At 69.1% G+C, this 19,570-nt stretch carries 21 protein-coding genes; 4 read left to right on the top strand and 17 right to left on the bottom strand.

Annotation, left to right across the window (positions count from 1 at the left end; all coding sequences use genetic code 11):
• Window positions 1–204: 204 nt before the first annotated feature.
• The 5 genes from coaBC to IEY60_RS03325 all read right to left on the bottom strand — a co-directional run bounded on the left by coaBC (window position 205) and on the right by IEY60_RS03325 (window position 3,606).
• Window positions 205–1,422 (bottom strand): bifunctional phosphopantothenoylcysteine decarboxylase/phosphopantothenate--cysteine ligase CoaBC, encoded by a 1,218-nt coding sequence (gene coaBC, locus IEY60_RS03305; protein WP_189023618.1) that lies wholly within the window; start codon window positions 1,420–1,422, stop codon window positions 205–207.
• 28 nt (window positions 1,423–1,450) lie between these two features.
• The gene (rpoZ, locus tag IEY60_RS03310; RefSeq protein ID WP_373291674.1) at window positions 1,451–1,771 is read right to left on the bottom strand and encodes a DNA-directed RNA polymerase subunit omega; all 321 of its coding nucleotides are present in this window, start codon (window positions 1,769–1,771) and stop codon (window positions 1,451–1,453) included.
• On the bottom strand, window positions 1,758–2,342 hold the full coding sequence (gmk, locus tag IEY60_RS03315) for a guanylate kinase (protein WP_189023620.1): 585 nt from the start codon (window positions 2,340–2,342) through the stop codon (window positions 1,758–1,760). Before gmk ends, rpoZ begins: the two co-directional genes overlap by 14 nt.
• Window positions 2,343–2,347: 5 nt before the next feature.
• On the bottom strand, window positions 2,348–2,668 hold the full coding sequence (gene mihF, locus IEY60_RS03320) for an integration host factor, actinobacterial type (protein ID WP_043653536.1): 321 nt from the start codon (window positions 2,666–2,668) through the stop codon (window positions 2,348–2,350).
• Window positions 2,669–3,015: 347 nt separating this feature from the next.
• Window positions 3,016–3,606, bottom strand: coding sequence for a TetR/AcrR family transcriptional regulator (locus IEY60_RS03325; RefSeq protein WP_229739506.1), 591 nt, complete (start codon window positions 3,604–3,606; stop codon window positions 3,016–3,018).
• 30 nt (window positions 3,607–3,636) lie between these two features.
• Between IEY60_RS03325 and IEY60_RS03330 the strand changes: the two genes are divergently transcribed.
• Window positions 3,637–3,984, top strand: coding sequence for a DUF6463 family protein (locus IEY60_RS03330; protein ID WP_229739507.1), 348 nt, complete (start codon window positions 3,637–3,639; stop codon window positions 3,982–3,984).
• 9 nt (window positions 3,985–3,993) lie between these two features.
• Here the strand turns inward: IEY60_RS03330 and IEY60_RS03335 are convergent, their stop codons facing one another.
• The 3 genes from IEY60_RS03335 to IEY60_RS03345 form a co-directional block, all read right to left on the bottom strand.
• On the bottom strand, window positions 3,994–4,659 hold the full coding sequence (locus tag IEY60_RS03335; protein ID WP_189023622.1) for a response regulator transcription factor: 666 nt from the start codon (window positions 4,657–4,659) through the stop codon (window positions 3,994–3,996).
• The gene (locus tag IEY60_RS03340) at window positions 4,650–5,774 is read right to left on the bottom strand and encodes a sensor histidine kinase (RefSeq protein ID WP_189023624.1); all 1,125 of its coding nucleotides are present in this window, start codon (window positions 5,772–5,774) and stop codon (window positions 4,650–4,652) included. Before IEY60_RS03340 ends, IEY60_RS03335 begins: the two co-directional genes overlap by 10 nt.
• Window positions 5,775–5,931: 157 nt before the next feature.
• Window positions 5,932–6,582, bottom strand: a complete 651-nt coding sequence (locus tag IEY60_RS03345; protein ID WP_189023626.1) for a DedA family protein — start codon at window positions 6,580–6,582, stop codon at window positions 5,932–5,934.
• A 182-nt stretch (window positions 6,583–6,764) separates the two neighbouring features.
• Here IEY60_RS03345 and IEY60_RS03350 point away from each other — a divergent pair, with 182 nt between their 5' ends.
• A complete protein-coding gene (locus tag IEY60_RS03350) occupies window positions 6,765–7,832 on the top strand; it encodes a serine hydrolase domain-containing protein (RefSeq protein ID WP_229739508.1) in 1,068 nt (355 codons plus the stop codon).
• 71 nt (window positions 7,833–7,903) lie between these two features.
• Here the strand turns inward: IEY60_RS03350 and pyrF are convergent, their stop codons facing one another.
• From pyrF to pyrR, 7 genes are read right to left on the bottom strand one after another with little or no spacing between them, the layout of a single operon-like run.
• A complete protein-coding gene (gene pyrF / locus IEY60_RS03355) occupies window positions 7,904–8,728 on the bottom strand; it encodes an orotidine-5'-phosphate decarboxylase (protein WP_189024865.1) in 825 nt (274 codons plus the stop codon).
• A 1-nt stretch (window position 8,729) separates the two neighbouring features.
• Complete coding sequence (gene carB, locus IEY60_RS03360; protein ID WP_189023635.1) at window positions 8,730–12,092, bottom strand: carbamoyl-phosphate synthase large subunit; 3,363 nt, start codon at window positions 12,090–12,092, stop codon at window positions 8,730–8,732.
• A complete protein-coding gene (carA, locus tag IEY60_RS03365) occupies window positions 12,092–13,207 on the bottom strand; it encodes a glutamine-hydrolyzing carbamoyl-phosphate synthase small subunit (RefSeq protein WP_189023640.1) in 1,116 nt (371 codons plus the stop codon). Before carA ends, carB begins: the two co-directional genes overlap by 1 nt.
• Complete coding sequence (locus tag IEY60_RS03370; protein ID WP_189023641.1) at window positions 13,204–13,710, bottom strand: PH-like domain-containing protein; 507 nt, start codon at window positions 13,708–13,710, stop codon at window positions 13,204–13,206. The genes carA and IEY60_RS03370 overlap by 4 nt, the downstream gene beginning before the upstream one ends.
• A gap of 13 nt (window positions 13,711–13,723) precedes the next feature.
• Window positions 13,724–15,022 (bottom strand): dihydroorotase, encoded by a 1,299-nt coding sequence (locus IEY60_RS03375; protein ID WP_189023642.1) that lies wholly within the window; start codon window positions 15,020–15,022, stop codon window positions 13,724–13,726.
• Window positions 15,019–15,975, bottom strand: a complete 957-nt coding sequence (locus tag IEY60_RS03380; protein WP_189023643.1) for an aspartate carbamoyltransferase catalytic subunit — start codon at window positions 15,973–15,975, stop codon at window positions 15,019–15,021. Before IEY60_RS03380 ends, IEY60_RS03375 begins: the two co-directional genes overlap by 4 nt.
• A complete protein-coding gene (pyrR, locus tag IEY60_RS03385) occupies window positions 15,972–16,604 on the bottom strand; it encodes a bifunctional pyr operon transcriptional regulator/uracil phosphoribosyltransferase PyrR (protein WP_229739509.1) in 633 nt (210 codons plus the stop codon). The genes IEY60_RS03380 and pyrR overlap by 4 nt, the downstream gene beginning before the upstream one ends.
• Before the next feature lie 248 nt (window positions 16,605–16,852).
• On the opposite strand from pyrR, the gene IEY60_RS35475 reads away from it, so the two are divergent.
• Window positions 16,853–17,353 carry a hypothetical protein gene (locus IEY60_RS35475; RefSeq protein ID WP_229739510.1) on the top strand — a complete coding sequence of 167 codons (501 nt, stop codon included), beginning with the start codon at window positions 16,853–16,855 and terminating at the stop codon, window positions 17,351–17,353.
• 40 nt (window positions 17,354–17,393) lie between these two features.
• Here IEY60_RS35475 and IEY60_RS03395 read toward each other — a convergent pair whose 3' ends face one another.
• Window positions 17,394–18,185: a helix-turn-helix domain-containing protein gene (locus IEY60_RS03395; RefSeq protein WP_189023644.1), complete on the bottom strand. Its 792-nt coding sequence runs from the start codon at window positions 18,183–18,185 to the stop codon at window positions 17,394–17,396.
• A gap of 43 nt (window positions 18,186–18,228) precedes the next feature.
• On the opposite strand from IEY60_RS03395, the gene IEY60_RS03400 reads away from it, so the two are divergent.
• Window positions 18,229–18,612, top strand: a complete 384-nt coding sequence (locus IEY60_RS03400; protein WP_189023645.1) for a phosphopantetheine adenylyltransferase — start codon at window positions 18,229–18,231, stop codon at window positions 18,610–18,612.
• A gap of 162 nt (window positions 18,613–18,774) precedes the next feature.
• Here the strand turns inward: IEY60_RS03400 and IEY60_RS03405 are convergent, their stop codons facing one another.
• Entirely contained in the window at window positions 18,775–19,563 is a 789-nt protein-coding gene (locus IEY60_RS03405; RefSeq protein ID WP_229739511.1) for a MerR family transcriptional regulator, read from the bottom strand.
• Window positions 19,564–19,570 lie beyond the last annotated feature (7 nt).

The following is a 19,570-nucleotide window of genomic DNA, read 5'->3' on the forward strand; positions in this document are numbered from 1 at the left end:
AGTTATTCCCTCTCCCTCAACGGGTTACTCGTTCCTTATCAAGACTATTCCAAACCACCGACGAGGTGGCGCAGTGCACACAGACTGTCCCGGACTGTTCACCGAACCGGCGAAGCCGCCCACAGACCGCGCCCGTGCGCAGTACACTGCGCGACGATCATTGCCGCGCAACAGATCTCGCGAAGTATGCGGACCGTACCCCGGTCAGCGCAGCAGCGGGACGAGCGCGTCGAGCACCCGGCTGGCCAGCAGCGCCTTCGAACCGTGGTCCAGGGCCTGTTCGGTGCCGTCGGCGCCGAGCAACCAGCCGTCGTTGGTGTCGACCTCGAACGCCTTGCCCTCGCCGACCGCGTTGACCACGAGCAGGTCGCAGCCCTTACGGGCCAGTTTGGCGCGGGCGTGGGTGAGCACGTCACCGTTGTCGTCCCCGGTCTCGGCGGCGAAGCCGACGATCGCGGTGCCCGCGAGCCTGCCGTCGGTGCGGGCGTCGACCAAGCCGGCGAGGATGTCCTCGTTCTTGGTCAGCGGGATCACGTCGGGCTCGTCAGCGCCCTTCTTGATCTTCGCCGCGGCGACGTGGGTGGGCCGGAAATCGGCCACCGCGGCCGCCATGATCACCGCATCGGCGCCGAGCGCGTGCTTGTCGACCGCGGTCTTGAGCTGGTCGGCGGTGGTGATGTGGACCAGGTCCACGGCGGCGGGCGGCGCGAGTTCGATGGTGTTGCCCGCGATCAGCGTCACCTGGGCGCCACGCTGGGCGGCGACCCTGGCCAGGGCGTAGCCCTGCTTGCCCGAGCTGCGGTTGCCGAGGAAACGCACGGGATCGAGCGGTTCCCTGGTGCCACCGGCGGTGATCACCACGCGGCGACCGGTCAGGTCGCGGGGCAGCGCGTCGGGGCGTTCGAGCAGCAGCGAGGCCAGTCCGAAGATCTCCTCCGGCTCGGGCAGCCTGCCCGGACCGGTGTCGGTGCCGGTGAGCCGGCCCGAGGCGGGTTCCATGACATTGGCGCCGTGCGCTCGCAGCGTCGCGACATTGGCCACCGTCGCCGGATGCTCCCACATCTCGGTGTGCATCGCGGGCGCGAACAGCACCGGACATCGAGCCGTCAGCAAGGTGGCGGTGAGCAGATCGTCGGCGCGCCCGTGTGCGGCGCGCGCCATCAGATCCGCGGTGGCGGGGGCGATGACGACGAGATCGGCCTCCTGGCCGATCCGGACATGCGGCACCTCGGGCACGTCGGCGAACACACCGGTGTGCACCGGTTGGCCGGACAGTGCCTCGAAGGTCGCCTTACCGACGAACTGCAGGGCCGACTCGGTGGGAATCACCCGCACCTGATGGCCGGTCTCGGTGAACCGGCGAACGAGGGCACACGCCTTGTAGGCGGCGATGCCCCCGCCGACCCCGACGACGATCCGCATGGTCTCTACGCCTCCGGAAAAGAGATAGTCACTCGCCCTCGGTGTGCTCGAGCAGGTCGGAGTGGATTTCGCGCATGGCGACCGACAGCGGCTTCTCCTGCAGACCCGGCTCGACCAGCGGGCCGACGTACTCGAGGATGCCGTCGCCGAGCTGGTTGTAATAGTCGTTGATCTGGCGAGCCCGCTTGGCCGCGTAGATCACCAGGGCGTACTTGGACGAGGTGCGCTCGAGCAGCTCGTCGATCGGGGGGTTGGTGAGGCCGATCGGGGTGTCGTACGCGGGCGCTGCGGTGATGTCCGTACTCACTAGGGGAGGCTCCTGCGGGGTTAGTGGGTCAAGAACTCGAATTTGTGCTAACGAACAACGATACCAACTGCTCGCAGGCGGTCGTCACCTCGGCGTTCACGATCACCGTGTCGAACTCGTCACAGGCCGCCAATTCGACCCGGGCGGTCTCGAGCCTGCGCTCGATCACCTCGGGCGTCTCGGTGCCGCGCGAACGCAGCCGCGAGACCAGTTCTTCCCAGCTCGGCGGGGCGAGAAACACCAGCAGCGCTTCCGGCATCGCCTGCCGGACCGACCGTGCACCGGCCAGGTCGACTTCGATCAGTACAGAATGTCCGGCGGCCAGTGCTTCACGCACCGGAGCCGCGGGGGTGCCCGATCGCTGCAACCCCCCGTGAATGTCTGCCCATTCGAGCAGTTCGTCCGCCTCGATCATGGCGTCGAATTCCGCTCGGGAAACGAAACGGTAGTCACGGCCGTCGACTTCCCCGGGCCGGGGGGCCCGGGTCGTCGCCGACACGCTGAAGACCAGTTCGGGCAGGCGTTCCCGCACGCACCGCACGACCGTGGACTTACCCACGGCCGAGGGGCCGACCAGTACAACCAGCCGACCCTTCCGCGTGTGTTCGACCACCTGAATCAGGCGTCGAAGTCGAAGCGAGCCAGCAGCGCCTTGCGCTGACGGTCGCCCAGGCCACGGAGACGCCGGGTAGGGGCGATCTCCAGCTCGGTCATGATCTCGGCAGCCTTGACCTTGCCCACCTTCGGCAGAGCCTCGAGCAGCGCAGAGACCTTCATCTTGCCGAGAATCTCATCGGATTCGGCGTCGGTGAGGACCTGCTTCAGGTTGGTACCGCCACGCTTCAGGCGCTCCTTGAGCTCCGCCCGAGCACGGCGAGCGGCAGCCGCCTTCTCCAAAGCAGCGGCGCGCTGCTCGTCAGTCAGCTGGGGAAGGGCCACGGTTCCTCCGTCTCATCGTTCATTGCTAGATCTACCGCCGGTTACCCGGACGGTCTGTGCGACCGTACCCACGACGCCCGCCGATTGCGAACCCGACCCCCAGGTCAGGGCAGGATTACGGATGCCGTATGGGGCGCGCGGGCCCGATGCGGTAACCACCGATTCCTCCGCACCGATCGTACCGCCGAAATCGAAAAATGCACCCCTACCAGCGGTTTTACCGATATGGGCGATGTTAGCCATCAGGTAGCGTGCGGTGTGGTCATCGGCACGGCAAACCCGGTGATGTCCGACCAGGGACTTTCCCGAAATTCCCCGCGTGTCGCTGGATTTCGTACCGCGTGTCGTCAAGATCGGGAACGGAACCGCTCCAGAACCGCGCCGGTGGCGGTCGCGGTCACCTCGTCGATCCAGTCCGGAATCGGTGCCGCGCGGGCGATGTAATCGCGAACCAAACCGTACGGAATCGCCTTCACCGCAGCCTCGGCGAGCGCCGTCGCGCGCTCGTCCGCGGTCCCGAATTCGGTGACGACGGCGGCGAGCAGGGCCGCGTTCATGGCGTCGTTCACGGTGGCGATCTGCGCCCGCAGATCCTCGGGCCCGACATCGAGCAGTTCGTCGCGATGGAACATCTTCATCGCCCTGGCCTCGGTCGGGTTGGCGCGGCAGTAACGCGGCAGATAGGTGGCAGCGGCGAGCAGCGGTGACGGCCCGGCCAGCGCGGCGAGCAGGCCGACATGAAAGCGCCGGATCGAGCGCAACCACAGTCGGGCGAGCAGTTCGTCACGTGAGGCGAAGCGCACATAGATCGACCCCGTGTGCACGCCTGCGGCCTTGCCGATCGCGGTGATCGCGGGCCGGGTGATCGCCGGGTCGACCAGGAGGTCGCGGGCCGCGTCGAGCACCTGATCATCGGTGAAGAGACGGGGTCTTGCCACCGGCTCAGCCTAATGGCACAGTTTATGAATATGAATTCAAAAACTAGATTTCCGCTGGCCGGCGCCGCTGTGGTGTTCATCGCCACCGTCCACACGATCATGGGTGTCGCGCTCTTCGCGGCAGGCGATCAGGACACCGAGCTCTCGTTCTGGTTCACCACGTTCGGGGTGGCCGCGATCGGTCTCGGGGTGGCCATGATCGAGCTGGAGCGAGCGCGCGGTTTCGTGCCGGGATCGGTGCTCGTCGCGCTGGCCGTGACGACGGTTGTCGGGTTGGCGTACATGCCGGTGTCGGGATTCCTCACCCTGCTGGTGCCGCTGGGCGTCGGCGCGCTGGGCTGGTGGCGGGGGCGGGCGCCCGTGTCGGCCGGGGCCTGACCGGGCCGATCACCCCGGCTGGCCGTCGACCGCGCCCGCACGCAAATGCTGCAGGATGGCGAGAACACGCCGGTTGTGCGCTTCGCCCGCGGGGAGATCGAGCTTGGTGAAGATCGCGTTGATGTGCTTCTCGACGGCGCTGCGGGTGACGAACAGCTGCTGACAGATCGCCGCGTTGCTCAGGCCCTGCGCCATGAGTTCAAGCACGGCACGCTCACGCTCGGTGAGCCGGTGCAGCGGTGAGTCGGCGCGGTTGTGCAGCAGCAGCTGGCGCACCACCTCCGGGTCGAACGCGGTGCCGCCCGCGCCGACCCGCTCGACCGCGTCGAGGAACGCGCCGATCGCGGCGACCCGGTCCTTGAGCAGGTAGCCGATGCCGCCGGTGCCGGTCAGGAATTCGGCCGCGTGCCTGCGCTCGACGTACTGCGAGAGCACCAGAACCGCGATCCCCGGCTGGTTCCGGCGGATCTCGAGCGCCGCCCTGATGCCTTCGTCGACATGGTCGGGTGGCATCCGGACATCGGCGATGACCAGGTCGGGCGGCCGGACCCGCACGGCGGCGAGCAGTTCGGTCGCGGTGCCGACGGAGTCCACGATCTCGTGCCCCTCGGCGGTCAGCAGCTGGGCCAAGCTCTCGCGCAGCAGCGCGGAATCCTCGGCCAGGGTTATCCGCACGGAACCTCCACGGAGACGATGGTCGGACCGCCCGGCGGGCTGTCCACCCTCATCGTGCCGTCCAGCGCGGTGACGCGGGTGGCGATGCCGGCCAGCCCGTGCCCGGTGGGGTCGGCGCCGCCGTTGCCGTCGTCGCGCACGCGCAGGCGCACGAGCGGCCCGTCGCGTTCGACGACGACGGCGATGGTCTCGGCCCCGGAATGCTTGATGGCATTGGTGATGGCCTCGCTGGCGGTGAAATAGCAGGCCGATTCGACCGGGCGCGGGGCACGCTCGGTGAGCGCGTAGTCGAGCCGGGTCGGCAGCGGGGTCCGGTCGGCCAGTGCTTCGAGTGCGGCGTGGAGTCCGTCGCGGGCGAGCATGGCCGGGTAGATGCGCCACGACACCTCGCGCAGTTCGTCGAGGATGTGGCCGGTCTCGACGATCGCGCGCCGCTGTAGCTCACCGCGCCGGTCCTCGTCGGCTTCCCGCTCCACCCGGCCGAGCAGAATCGACAGCGCGACCACCCGCTGCTGCACGCCGTCGTGCAGGTCGCGTTCGATGCGTCGCCGTTCGTCGTCGATCACCTCGATCACCTCGGCGCGCGTGCTGGTCAGCTGCGCGACCCGCTGCGCGAGTTCGTCCTGACCAGGGCGGGTGCTCCGACGCAGACACCAGGTCTCGGCGCGTACGACTCCGAGCAACCCCTGCACGGCGAGAAAGCACAGCACTGCTCCCGGCAGTGCCAGCACCATGACGCTCGCCCAGCTGACCTGCCCGGGTTCGGTGGCGTCGATGATCGGCACGGCGGCACCGGTGGCCGCGCCGTAGACCACGGCCACAGCGACGACAACACCCAGAACGGACAACGCCAGCACCAGCGCGCCGAGCGTGCCGACCAGCGTGCGGACAGCCAGATATCCCACGGCCCGCGGCCCACTCGGCACCCCGTTCGAGCGCACGCCGAGCAGCCGGGTCAGCCGCCGCTGCTCCATCGAGGCGATCCGGTCGGTCAGGGCCGGCGAGATCGGGGCGGCGAGCACCCCGAACAGGTCCAGGGGCACGGTGACCACGCCGAGCAGATACCCCGCGATCGCCGCAGCGGCGCGCGGCGATCGCGCAGAGGTAGAGCTCATATCCGATCCTCCCGGGCCACACCCACATCGACGTGCGAAGGTCGCGCCGGGAATGTGCTCATCGCCTAATTCTCGCGTGCCCCGGCCACACCGACCATCTGGACCCGACGACAGGTAGTCACACCGCGGTCGGGCCGGTTCGGCCTGCGCGGGGATCTCATCGCCCGGCGGTCGACTGCGCCCGCGGCTGACGCAGACGCCGGATGACGAACACGGACACGGCGACGAGCACGGCGACGAGCACGGCCTTCTGCAGGATGCCCGCGTAGGTCTCGACGAGGTGCCAGTTCTCGCCGAGAGCGAACCCCGCGAGCACGAACACGGTGTTCCACAGCAGGCTGCCCGCGGTGGTCAGCAGGGTGAAGCGGGCGCGGGGCATCCGTTCGATGCCGGCGGGGATCGAGATCAGGCTGCGGAAGATGGGGATCATCCGGCCGAAGAACACGGCCTTGTCGCCGTGGCGGGCGAACCAGTCTTCGGTGCGGTCCAGGTCGGACAGGCGAACCAGGGGCAGGCGGTCGACGATGCGGCGCAGGCGGTCGCGGCCGAGGGCTGCGCCGAAGCCGTAGAGGGCGAGGGCGCCGACGACCGAGCCGAGTGTCGTCCACAGCAGGACCTCGGCGAGGCTGAACCGGCCGCGGCTCGCGGTGAAGCCCGCCAGCGGCAGGATAACCTCGCTGGGCAGCGGCGGGAAGAGGTTCTCGAGGGCGATGGCGATGCCTGCGCCGAGGCCGCCGAGCTGTTCCATCAGCTCGACCGCCCATCCCGCGATGCCGGTGAGTTCGGTCGAAGTGCCTGTCGTTTCCATGCTTTCGACGCTAGGAACCGGGCGCCTGGCGATCAGTAGCGTCAACCACCCGGTCGGCGGGGTTCGACCGCAGTCGAGGGGTGGGGTTTTCCGCACCCCGACTGCGGGGCGTGCACCCTCGTGGTCGCCGCGGAGCGTGCCTAGCGTCGAAACCTATGCGACAGAAACTGTTTCGTTCCTCTGTGGTCGTTCTGGGCACCGTACTGACGGCCACGTCGGTGGCCGCCACCGTCCTCGTGACGGCGCGTTGGCAAGTCGTCGGGGACACGGTCGAGGCAAGTGCGCGCTGGAACGACACCGACGTGGTGCTGCGGGTCTCCGACGGGGAGCGACAGCGCCGGTGGCAGTACGGCGGCAGCGGGCAGTCCACGCCGGACCCGGACAGCCGATTCCGGATCGGCAGCATCACCAAGACCTTCGTCGCCACCGTCGTGCTGCAACTGGTCGACGAAGGCAAGGTCGACCTGGACGGTTCGATCGCCGCACAGCTGCCCGACCCGATTCCCGGCGGGGACCGGATCACGGTGCGGCAGTTGATGAATCACACCAGCGGGCTCTACGACTACATGAAGGAACCCGGCATGTCGACGAACCGGTGGCGCGGCGCCGACCGTTTTCGCAGTCACGCTCCCCGCGACCTGCTCGCCACCGCGGTGCGCCACGACCCCTATTTCGCGCCGGGCGCCCGCTTCCGGTACTCGAACACCAACTACATCGCGCTCGGCCTGCTCATCGAGCACGTGACCGGGCACCGCTACGGCGACCAGATCCGCGACCGCGTCCTCACTCCCCTGCGGTTGACCGCCACCACCGTGCCCGGCGACGACCCCCGCATCCCCGCACCCGCCCTCACCGCACATCGGGATATCGACGGCGCGGGCCGGGTGGACGTGACCGAGATGAACCCGGCGCTGGACTGGGCGGCAGGCGAAATGATTTCCACCACAGCCGATCTCGACGCGTTCTTCGCCGCGTTGCTGGGTGGCCGGCTGATCAGCCCCGCCTCGCTGGACCGGATGCGCGAGACCGTCCCGATGGGCATGGGCTTCCACTACGGCCTCGGACTGCAGCGCTTCGCCCCACCGTGCGGTGCCGATCTGTGGGGTCACGGCGGTGAGCTGCTCGGCTACGTCTCGTATGCGTTCCGCTCGACCGACGGCCGTTCGCTGACGATGGTCCTTGGCTCGGCGGCTTCGTCGGACGCGTTGTCGCTGTTCGCCACGGTCACGGCGACGTACTGTCTTGCCTGATCGTGGGACGCGACCAGTGAAAACGACGAGGCCGGGGCAGCGTTTCGCTACCCCGGCCTGTCGCGTTGTCGTCAGCCCTGCAGGAAGGCGAACTCCTCCTGCAGCTGAGCCATCTTGTCGCACAGCGCCGTCACCGACGGGCCCGCGTTGAGTACCTCGCGCGACACATTGGGCACCACGGCGGCCAGGTTCGCTTCGGGGACCAGGGCGCGGATGGAGTCCGCTCCCCCGCCCTGCGCACCGACACCGGGCATCAGGATCGGCCCGTTGAGCGAGGACAGGTCCGGCGCCTCGGTGAGCGTCGCGCCGACGACCACGCCGACGGAGCCGAAACCGTGGCCCGCGTTGCGCGCCGCCGCGTGGTCGACCATCGTCTGAGCGATCGTGCGCCCGTCCGCGGCGGTGATCCGCTGCAGTTGCGCCCCTTCGGGATTCGATGTCGCCGCGAGCACGAACACCCCGCGATGGTTGGCCTGGGCCAGGCTCAGCGCCGGATCGAGCGACCCGAAACCGAGGTACGGCGAGACCGTCACCGCGTCCGAACCCAGTGGCCCGTCACCGAGCCAGGCGTGGGCGTAGGCGTCCATGGTGGAGCCGATGTCGCCGCGCTTGGCGTCGGCCAGCACCAGGGTGCCCGAGGCGCGCAGCACCTCGATGGTGCGTTCGAGCACCGCGAGACCGCCGGAGCCGTAGGTCTCGAAGAACGCGACCTGCGGCTTGACCAGGGCGACGCGGCCGTCGAAGGCCTCGACGCAGATCTCGGCGAACGCCTCGAGCCCGTCGACGTCCTCGGTGAGCCCCCACGCCCGGAGCAGGCCGGGGTGGGGGTCGATGCCGACGCACAGCGGGCCGAATTCCCGCATGGCGTGCTGCAACCGGTGACCGAAGCTGTGCACGTCAGCCACGCAGCACCGAGTGCAGCTGCTGCAGCGAGCGCACGCCGATGCCGCCGTTGATGCTCGCCTCGATGCCCTGCACCGCCGCGGCCGCGCCCTGCACGGTGGTGATGCACGGAATGTTCGCGCCCACCGCGGCGGTGCGGATCTCGTAGCCGTCCACGCGGGGACCCGAGTTGCCGTAGGGGGTGTTGAACACGATGTCGATCTCGCCGTCGCGGATCTGCTCGACGATCGAGGCCTCCGGCATGCCCGTCGCCGGATCGGTGGCTTCCGGGTCGGAGTGCTTGCGCACCTGCTCGCACGGAATGCCGTTGCGGCGCAGGGTTTCCGCGGTGCCCTCGGTGGCGAGGATGCGGAAGCCCAGGTCGTGCAGGCGCTTGATCGGGAACACCATGGCGCGCTTGTCGCGGTTGGCGACGGAGACGAACACGGTGCCCTCGGTCGGCAGCGAGCCGTAGGCGGCGGCCTGGCTCTTGGCGAAGGCGGTGCCGAAGTCGGCGTCGATGCCCATGACCTCGCCGGTGGACTTCATCTCCGGCGACAGCAGCGAGTCAACGCCGGAGCCGTCGGCGCGACGGAACCGGTGGAAGGGCAGCACGGCTTCCTTCACCGCGACCGGCGCGTCCAGCGGCACGTGGCCGCCGTCGCCCTCGGGCGGCAGCATGCCTTCCTTGCGCAGGTCGGCGATGGTGGCGCCGAGCATGACGCGCGCGCACGCCTTGGCCAGCGGCACCGCGGTCGCCTTGGAGACGAACGGCACCGTGCGGCTCGCGCGGGGGTTGGCCTCGAGCACGTAGAGGATGTCGTCCTTGAGGGCGTACTGCACGTTGAGCAGGCCCTTCACGCCGATGCCCTTGGCCAGCGCGATGGTGGAGCGGCGCACGGCCTCGATGTCGCTGCGGCCCAGGGTGATCGGGGGCAGCGCGCAGGCGGAGTCACCGGAGTGGATACCGGCTTCCTCGATGTGTTCCATCACGCCGCCGAGGTAGACCTCCTCGCCGTCGCACAGGGCGTCGACGTCGATCTCGATGGCGTCTTCCAGGAAGCGGTCGACCAGCACCGGGTGCTCGGGGTTGAGCTCGGTGGCGCGGGAGATGTAGCCCTCGAGCGAGGTCTCGTCGTAGACGATCTCCATGCCGCGGCCGCCCAGCACGTAGGACGGGCGCACCAGCACCGGGTAGCCGATCTCGGCGGCGATCTTCTTGGCTTGCTCGACCGTGGTGGCGGTGCCGTACTTGGGCGCGGGCAGTCCGGCGGCGACGAGCACGTCACCGAACTCGCCACGGTCCTCGGCCAGGTCGATCGCGGCCGCGGAGGTGCCGACGACCGGCACGCCGGCGTCGGTGAGCCGCTGCGCCAGGCTCAGCGGGGTCTGGCCGCCGAGCTGCACGATCACACCGGCGACGGTGCCCGACTCGGTTTCGGCGTGGTACACCTCGAGGACGTCCTCGAAGGTGAGCGGCTCGAAGTAGAGACGATCGGCGGTGTCGTAGTCGGTGGAGACGGTCTCGGGGTTGCAGTTGACCATGACGGTCTCGTAGCCCGCGGCCGACAGGGTCTGCGCCGCATGCACACACGAGTAGTCGAACTCGATGCCCTGACCGATGCGGTTGGGGCCCGAGCCGAGGATGATCACCTTGTCGCGCTCACGCTGCGGCGCGACCTCGGACTCCGCGCCGGGATCCAGCTCGTAGGAGCTGTAGTGGTACGGCGTCTTGGCCTCGAACTCCGCGGCGCAGGTGTCGACGGTCTTGTACACCGGGCGCACGCCGAGACGGTGGCGCAGCGAGCGCACACCCGCCTCGCCCGCGAGCTCGGGCCGCAGGGCGGCGAGCTGACGGTCGGACAGGCCGTAGTGCTTGGCGTTGCGCAGCAGGTCCTCGTCGAGGACCGGCGCGTCCAGGACTTCCTGACGCAGCGCGACCAGTCCGGCGACCTCGGCGACGAACCACGGATCCACGCCGGAGGCCAGCGCGACTTCCTCGATGCTCGCGCCGTAGCGCAGGGCCCGCTCGACCTGGTAGATGCGGCCTTCGGTGGGCACGCGCAGGTCGGCGAGGATGGCCTCGATCGCCTCGCGCACCGACGCGGGATCGCTCGGGTCCTTCGGCGCCCACTGACCGTCGTCGGTGGTCCAGAAGCTGGCTGCCTTGGTCTCGAGCGAGCGCAGCACCTTGCCGAGGGCCTCGGAGAAGTTGCGGCCCATCGACATCGCCTCGCCCACCGACTTCATGGTGGTGGTCAGGGTGGCGTCGGCGCCGGGGAACTTCTCGAACGCGAACCGCGGCGCCTTCACGACGACGTAGTCCAGGGTCGGCTCGAAGCAGGCCGGGGTCTCGCCGGTGATGTCGTTGACGATCTCGTCGAGGGTGTAGCCGATGGCCAGCTTGGCGGCGATCTTGGCGATCGGGAAGCCGGTGGCCTTCGATGCCAGCGCCGAGGAGCGCGAGACGCGGGGGTTCATCTCGATGACGATCAGGCGACCGTCCTTCGGGTCGACCGCGAACTGGATGTTGCAGCCGCCGGTGTCGACGCCGACCTCGCGCAGGATGGCGATGCCGAGGTCGCGCATCTTCTGGTATTCGCGGTCGGTGAGCGTCATCGCGGGGGCGACGGTGACCGAGTCACCGGTGTGCACACCCATCGGGTCGACGTTCTCGATCGAGCAGACGATGACCACGTTGTCGCGGCCGTCGCGCATGAGCTCGAGCTCGAATTCCTTCCAGCCGAGGATGGACTCCTCGATCAGGACGTTCGCGGTCGGCGAGGCGGCCAGGCCACCACCGGCGATGCGATCGAGGTCCTCGTCGTTGTAGGCCATGCCCGAACCCAGGCCACCCATGGTGAACGACGGGCGCACCACGACCGGGAAGCCGAGCTCGGCGACGGTCTCGCGGACCTCGTCCATGGTGTAACAGACACGGCTGCGGGCACTTTCGCCGCCGACCTTGGCGACGATGTCCTTGAACTTCTGCCGGTCCTCACCACGCTGGATGGCGTCGAAGTCGGCGCCGATCAGCTCGACGTTGTACTTCTCCAGCACACCACGCTCGTGCAGGGCGACCGCGGTGTTGAGCGCGGTCTGCCCGCCGAGGGTGGCCAGGATGGCGTCGGGGCGTTCCTTGTCGATGACCTTCTCGACGAACTCCGGGGTGATCGGCTCCACGTAGGTGGAGTCGGCGAACTCGGGGTCGGTCATGATGGTCGCCGGGTTGGAGTTCACCAGCGATACGCGCAGTCCCTCGGACCGCAGCACTCGGCACGCCTGGGTACCGGAGTAGTCGAACTCGCACGCCTGGCCGATCACGATCGGGCCAGAGCCGATCACCAGGATGTGCTTCAGATCCTCGCGGCGAGGCATCAGGCTCCTTCCATGAGACCGGCGAAACGGTCGAACAGATATGCGGCGTCGTGCGGGCCTGCGGCGGCCTCGGGGTGGTACTGCACCGAGAAGGCGCGACCGTCGAGCAGTCGCACACCCTCGACGGTGCCGTCGTTGGCGCAGATGTGGGAGACCTCGGCCTTGCCGAACGGGGTGTCGAACACCTCGCCCTTCTCGCCTTCCAACGCGAACCCGTGGTTCTGCGCGGTGATGGAGATGCGGCCGGTGCCCTCTTCGACCACCGGGATGTTGATGCCGCGGTGACCGAACTTCATCTTGTAGGTGTCGCGGCCCAGCGCCCGGCCCAGGATCTGGTTGCCGAAGCAGATTCCGAACAGCGGGATCCCGCGCTCGAGCACACCCTGGGTTAGCGCGATCGCGCCGGTCTGGGTGGCCGGGTCGCCGGGGCCGTTCGAAAGGAACACACCGTTGGGGTTCAGCGCCAGGATGTCGTCGAGGGAGGTGTTCGACGGCACCACGTGGGTGCGCACACCGCGCTCGGCGAACATGCGCGGGGTGTTGGTCTTGATGCCCAGGTCGACCGCGACGACGGTGAAGCGGTGGTCCCCGACCGGCTCGATCGTGTACATGCCGTCGGTGCTGACCTCTTCGGCCAGGTCCGCGCCGAGCATGGAGGGCTGGCCGTTGACCCGGGCCAGCAGCTCGTCGTCACCGGCGAGGGCGGCGCCGGAGAAGATGCCCGCCTTCATCGAGCCGCGGGTGCGCAGGTGGCGCACGACCGCGCGGGTGTCGATGCCGGCGATGCCGACCACGTTCTGCTTGTCGAGCTGATCCTGCAGCGTGCCCGTGGCGCGCCAGTTGGAGGAGATCGGCGAGGGGTCGCGCACGGCGTAGCCGGCGACCCAGATCTTGCCGGACTCGTCGTCCTCGTCGTTCCAGCCCGTGTTGCCGATCTGCGGGGCGGTGGCCACCACGATCTGGCGGTCGTAGCTGGGGTCGGTCAGGGTCTCCTGGTACCCGGTCATCGCGGTGCAGAACACCGCCTCGCCCAGGGTCTGGCCCTCGGCGCCGAAGGCGGTACCGCGGAACACGCGGCCGTCCTCCAGCACGAGAGCTGCTTTGGTCTTGCTCATTCGTCGTCTCCCGTCGTCGCCCTGGTCGCATCCGCGGTCCATGCCGGGTACACCGTCTTGTCGTCGCCCCGGAATCCGGTATCGATCTCGGTTCCGGTCGGCAGTGTCCAGCGAATTACCAGCACACCATTCTCTGTCATCACTTTGCCCGCGTGTCCGCGTTCGGTGCGCACGGCCGTGACGGATTCCTGCGGAATCCAGATCGGCGTCGCCCCGTCGCGTTCGAGCAGGATTCCGCGTTCGAACCGCGTCAGTTCGGCGGTCGCCCGGAATCCCAGGTCACCGACCGCGATCCGGTCCTGCCAGCTGGGCGCGATGGTGCTGCCCAGGTAGAGGCCGGTGGTCGGTTCCAGTAGTTGCGCGCCCAGCTCGGCGGGCACCGTCGGCAGTTCGCCGATCCGTGCCTGCTGTCGCGCGGCCTTCTTCTGCCAGGCTCGGTACATCAGCCACAGGCACAGGAGGAACAGGGCCAGACACCCCAATACCCACAGAGTTCTTTCCACGTTCCTGGCCCTCCTAGATCCCGGCAGCCTTGCCCTCGCGGGCAGTTACCCGGCCGCGCAGCACGGTGGCTGACACCTGGGCCGGGAACGTCATGTCCTCGAACGGCGTGTTGTTCGAGATGCTCGCCAGTTCGGCGCCGTGCACCGTCCACTCGGCGTCGGGGTCGATCAGCGTCAGGTTGGCCGGTTCACCGACGGCGATCGGGCGGCCGTGGTCGTCGAGGCCGACGATCGCGGCGGGCTTCTCGCTCATCACCCGCGCGACACCGCGCCAGTCGAGCAGGCCGGGCTGGACCATCGTCTGGACGATGATCGACAGCGCGGTCTCGAGGCCGAGCATGCCGGGGCGGGCGGCGGCGAACTCGCAGCACTTGTCCTGCTCGGCGTGCGGGGCGTGGTCGGTGGCGACGCAGTCGATGACACCGTCGGCCAGTGCCTGACGCAGGGCGGCGACGTCGGCGGACTCGCGCAGCGGCGGGTTGACCTTGTTGACCGCGTCGTAGGTCTCGAGGCGCGAGTCGTCGAGCAGCAGGTGGTGCGGGGTGACCTCGGCGGTGATCGAGATGCCCTGGGACTTGGCCCATTTCACCAGTTCGACGGTGCCTGCGGTGGAGGCGTGGCAGATGTGCACGCGGGCGCCGGCGTCGCGAGCCAGCAGCGCGTCGCGGGCGACGATCGACTCCTCGGCGGCGCGCGGCCACCCGGCCAGGCCGAGGCGGGCGGCGTTGGGGCCCTCGTGCGCGACGGCGCCCTTGGTCAGCCGCGGCTCCTCCGCGTGCTGGGCGATGAGCACGCCGAGGGAGTTCGCGTATTCGAGGGCGCGGCGCATGATCAGCGGGTCGTAGACGCAGTGGCCGTCGTCGGAGAACATCCGCACCTGGCCGACACCTGCGGCCATGGTGCCCATCTCGGCGAGCTGCTTGCCTTCGAGTCCGACCGTGACCGCGCCGACCGGGAACACGTCGACCAGGCCGACCTCCTGGCCGCGCCGCCACACGTGATCGGTGATGACGTGCGAGTCGGCGACCGGGTTGGTGTTGGCCATCGCGAACACCGCGGTGTAACCGCCGAGTGCGGCTGCGGCCGAACCGGTTTCGATGGTCTCGGTGTCTTCGCGGCCGGGCTCACGCAGGTGGGTGTGCAGGTCGACGAAGCCGGGCAGCAGGATCTGGCCGTTGCCGTCGATCACCTCGGCGTCGGCCGACGCCTCGATGCCGGTGCCGATCTCGGCGATGACGGTGCCGCGCACCAGCACGTCGACCGGCTCGCCCTCACCGTAGGGCTTCACATTCTTGATCAGCAGTTCACTCACGCCGCCACCTCCTGGGTGCCGACGAGCAGCCGGAACAACACGGCCATCCGCATGTGCACTCCGTTCGTCACCTGTTGCAGGACCGCCGCTTTCGGCGAATCGGCGACCGCCGAGGCGATTTCCATGCCGCGCAGCATGGGACCGGGGTGCAGCACCACCGCGTCGTCGCCGAGCACGCCGAGCCTGCGCTCGGACAGTCCGTAGTTGATCGAGTATTCGCGGGCCGACGGGAAGAAGCCGCCGTTCATCCGCTCGGCCTGCACCCGCAGCATCATGACCGCGTCGGCGCCGGGCAGTTCGGCGTCGAGGGAGGTGGCGACCCGGCACGGCCAGCTCTCCACGCCCACCGGCAGCAGGGTGCGCGGCGCGACCAGCACCACTTCGGCGCCGAGGGTGTCGAGCAGGAAGACGTTCGAGCGGGCGACCCGGCTGTGCAGGATGTCGCCGACCAGCACGATCCGCTTGCCCTCGATGTCGCCGAGGCGCTGACGCAGGGTCAGCGCGTCGAGCAGCGCCTGGGTGGGGTGCTGGTGGGTGCCGTCACCGGCGTTGATGATCGAAGGCGCGGCGCGGTTCTCCTCGCGCGCCCACTGTTCCATCCAGCGCGCGATCTGGTGCGCGGCGCCGGAGGCCGGGTGGCGCACGATCAGCGCGTCGGCGCCTGCCGCGTGCAGGGTCAGCGCGGTGTCGCGCAGCGATTCGCCCTTGGAGACCGAGGAGCTCGAGGCGCTGACGTTGATCACGTCGGCGCTCATCCACTTACCCGCGACCTCGAAGGACACCCGGGTGCGGGTGGAGTTCTCGTAGAACACCGTCATCACGGTGCGGCCCCGCAGGGTCGGCAGCTTCTTCACCTCGCGCCCGAGCAGGGCCTGTTCGAAGCGCTCGGCTTCGTCGAGGAGTTCGGTGGCGGTGCCTCGATCGAGATCGGCGACCGTCAGTAGGTGTTTCACGCCTGCGCCTCCTGGTGCAGATACACACCATCGTGTCCGTCGTGTTCGGTGAGCAGGACCGAGATGTCCTCGGCGCGCGAGGTCGGCACGTTCTTGCCGACGTAGTCGGCGCGGATCGGCAGTTCGCGGTGGCCGCGGTCGATGAGCACCGCCAGCTGCACCGCGCGGGGGCGGCCGAGGTCGCGCAGGCCGTCGAGGGCCGAGCGGACGGTGCGGCCGGAGAACAGCACGTCGTCGACGAGGACGACCAGGGCGTTCTCGATGCCGCCGTCGGGCACCGAGGTGCGCTCGAGCGGGCGGTGCGGACGGCTGCGCAGGTCGTCGCGGTAGAGGGTTATGTCGAGCGAGCCCAGCGCGGGCCGCACGCCGGAGAACTCCTCGATCTTGGCCGCGAGCCGGTTGGCCAGCGTGGTGCCGCGGGTCGGGATGCCCATGAGAACCACCCGCGGTGCGTCGGCATCGCCGGAATCCAGGGCGGTCTTCTCGATGATCTGATGCGCGATGCGCGCGACGGTCCGGTGCACGTCCGATGGCGACAACAGCTCGCGCCCGGCTGCCACCCACTCGGGAGTGTGCCGCTGCGATGTTTCGCCCGCGCCGGTTTTGGCCGCCCGTTCGGGCACAGCCATGCCGACCTCCTTCCCCGCCTCACCGGACGGTCCGTTAAAGGATGCCTAACTCGGGCTCCACCTTATCAGCGTCCGAACCCACCTCTGACCAGGTCGTCCCGCCTGTGAGCGCCGCCACGGACCCCGCATGGCGAGCGTGGGTGCGGCGGCGATCACAGGCCGATCGAAAGCCCTGCGAGCGCGGCGGTTTCCAGCCACGGTGCGATCGGCTCCGTCTTGTCGGCCACCGGAGCGCCGACTACACTGTGATGCGCACCACAGCCGGTAGAGCGGATGTGGTGCCGCCGTTCAGCGCAAGCGTGGCCCGATCGGAGCGCCGGGTCACGGTGCTCTATCGCGACCCCCTCTCGATGAGCCGGGCCCTGTCAGTCGCTCCTCTCCTGCTCGACCGCTGGATCTTGACCGCGGGCGGGCGATTTCGCGGAATCTTCCGCACCTTTCGGCAAGGAGATGACGTGATGGCTGTTGCTGTCGAACTCGATTTCCCCGGCACGACGATGGAGCAGTATGACCAAATCTTGGCGAAGATGGGGTTCAAGCCCGGAGGTACCGGCGGGCCGGGATTGATCTTTCATCTGGCCAGGAAGACCGACGACGGGTTTCATGTCACCGATGTGTGGGAGTCCGCGGGCCAGTTCCAGGAGTTCGCCCAGAACACCATCGGGCCGCTGTCCCAGGAGGTCGGCATCACCACCCAGCCCACCGTCACCATCCACGAGATCCACAACTATCTGACCCAGGGAAGCTGAGGCGTGATCTCCCCGATCGTGAACAGCGTGTCCGTGGCGCTCAGCGTGCCGTCTCCTCTTGGGGGAGAAGCAAGCCCGGATCGTCGACGATGATGCGGGCGCCGGCGCCGAGCAGGTCGGCGGCGGTGAGGCCGAACATGGCGTGGAAGGTGTCGCTGAAGTGGGAGGGGCTGGCGAAACCGGCATTCGCGGCGGCGGTGGTGAGATCGGCGCCGTCGGCGACCGCCCGGCCGACGGCGAGCATGCGGGCCCACACCCGGTAGCGCCGGAAGGTGGTTCCTGCCTGGGCCGAGAACAGGTGCAGCAGGCGGGATTTCGACAGGTGGACCGCGGCGGCGAGCTGATCTGCGGAGATCGCGGCGGCGGGATCGGCGCACAGGATGGCAGTCGCTGTGGCGATCCGTGGATCGATGTCGGGTGTGCGCGCGCCGCAGGCGAGATCGAGGACGGCGGCGGGCGCGGAGTCGGCGGCACGGCGGATCAGTGTGGTCTCCTCGACGTGGTCGAAGCCGAAACCGCCTGTCTGTTCGAGCATCCGGTCCCGGCAGGCGGCGGCGCGTGGTGAGCCGGAGTCGAGGTAGCAGAACAGCATTCGCCCGTCGGCGACGATGCGGTGCGGAGTGCGCGGTGGGACCAGCACAGTGCGGACCGTCCGGGCGCCGATCGCGTCGGCGTGCACCGTGAACGGTGTGTCGAGCCCGACCGCCAGGCACGCCACGGATCCGGAATGCCGGTCAAGTCGCAGCGACGGGCCGAGGTAGAGGGCGTGCCCGGCCCCCAGCCACACCGTCGCCGGAGGACGGCACGTTTCCGGAAGTGGCGCTGCGCCCATGCCCGCAATGCTTGCACGACAGGTGTCGAACGAAGGCGGGGACATGGTCGGAGAAATTGTCGGCGGGGTGCTGCTGGTGGGTGTGGGCCTGGTGCATGTGGTGCCGGGTGTGGTCGCGTTGGCGCCGGGGCGCGCGGCGGCGGTCTACGGCACCGCGATCACGAACCGGGATCTCGAGCTGTTGCTGCGCCATCGTGCGGTGTTGCTCGCCCTGGTCGGGATCGGATTGATCGTCGGCGCGTTCGTGCCGTCGGTGCGCGGGGTGACCATCGCGGCCGGAATCATCAGCACCAGTTCGTTTCTCGTGCTCGCCGCCGTGGTCGGCCTCGGTGATCTCGGCGCCCCGACCAAGCGGGTGGCACGGGTCGACGTGGGCGCTCTCGCCGCGCTGGTCGTCGCCGCGCTTTTGTTCGGCTTCACCGGGTGACGGCGCGACATCCGGCCGTGCGGCCGCCACGGGCTACCCGAGCTGGTCCACCTCAGACGAGGTCATCGCCGAGGAGCGTCGTCTACGAACTCCGGTGCGACAGCCGCAGCCCACTTCATAGACAACCCACGGGATCATCACTGTGACAGCTCATTCGGCGCACTACGCCCAGGTCGCAGTCTCCGGGTCGATACCGTGCGCCCGCGCGTTGGCGTCGATGAGCGCACTCAGCCAGGCGGTCAACCCAGGCTCGATGGCGTCGTAGAACGCGGTGTAGTCCGGGTCGGCCACATAGCGCCGCCCGAGACAGACCTGCATCGCGTGGGTGCAGTCGAAGTAGACGGCGATCGAAGCGCGATGCCGTTCGGCCAGTGCGTCGGCGCGGGGGCTGCCGGGGGTGACGCCCGCGCGCAGAGCCTCGGCCAAGTCGGCGTGCAGGGCGGCGGTATCGTCGGTGATGCGCTGCCACTCTCCCGCCGACCTGGCCGCGGCGCGCTCGGCGTACTGGGCCCACCGAGGAGTGTCACCCCACCGTTCGCGAGCCTCGTCCACCCAGGACGGCTGCCAGTCCGCACCGAAGATCGCGACCTGTTCCTGCGCGGACAGCAGGATGCCCGATTCTCTGGCCTCGATCATCCGGTCCATGGCCGCGGTCATCCGCTGCAGGCGCAGTGTCTTGGCGTGCAGTGCCTCGCGTTGGCGGCGCAGGGTGGCCATGGCGTCGGCGGCGGGCGCGTCCAGCAGGTCGCCGATCTCGTCCAGTGCCACGCCCAGTTCCCGGTAGACGAGCACGCGCTGGGCGCGGGCCAGGTCGACCGCCGTGTACAGGCGGTAGCCGGCGGCGGTGCGGTCGGACGGGTGCACCAGCCCGACCGCGTCCCAATGGTGCAGCGTGCGCGTCGTGACGCCGAGCAGTTCGGCGGCGGCGCCGACGGTGAGCGGTTCGGACACGGCGTCC

Origin of the sequence: Nocardia rhizosphaerihabitans, from assembly GCF_014646295.1 — a bacterium.
Lineage (GTDB): Bacteria > Actinomycetota > Actinomycetes > Mycobacteriales > Mycobacteriaceae > Nocardia > Nocardia rhizosphaerihabitans.

Bases quoted from the DNA above. Each gene is read 5' to 3' on its own strand.
- coaBC (WP_189023618.1), bottom strand. From the start codon at position 1,422: ATGCGGATCGTCGTCGGGGTCGGCGGGGGCATCGCCGCCTACAAGGCG.
- IEY60_RS03330 (WP_229739507.1), top strand. From the start codon at position 3,637: ATGAATTCAAAAACTAGATTTCCGCTGGCCGGCGCCGCTGTGGTGTTC.
- IEY60_RS03340 (WP_189023624.1), bottom strand. From the start codon at position 5,774: ATGAGCTCTACCTCTGCGCGATCGCCGCGCGCCGCTGCGGCGATCGCG.
- IEY60_RS03345 (WP_189023626.1), bottom strand. From the start codon at position 6,582: ATGGAAACGACAGGCACTTCGACCGAACTCACCGGCATCGCGGGATGG.
- carB (WP_189023635.1), bottom strand. From the start codon at position 12,092: ATGCCTCGCCGCGAGGATCTGAAGCACATCCTGGTGATCGGCTCTGGC.
- carA (WP_189023640.1), bottom strand. From the start codon at position 13,207: ATGAGCAAGACCAAAGCAGCTCTCGTGCTGGAGGACGGCCGCGTGTTC.
- pyrR (WP_229739509.1), bottom strand. From the start codon at position 16,604: ATGGCTGTGCCCGAACGGGCGGCCAAAACCGGCGCGGGCGAAACATCG.
- IEY60_RS35475 (WP_229739510.1), top strand. From the start codon at position 16,853: ATGCGCACCACAGCCGGTAGAGCGGATGTGGTGCCGCCGTTCAGCGCA.
- IEY60_RS03395 (WP_189023644.1), bottom strand. From the start codon at position 18,185: ATGGGCGCAGCGCCACTTCCGGAAACGTGCCGTCCTCCGGCGACGGTG.
- IEY60_RS03400 (WP_189023645.1), top strand. From the start codon at position 18,229: ATGGTCGGAGAAATTGTCGGCGGGGTGCTGCTGGTGGGTGTGGGCCTG.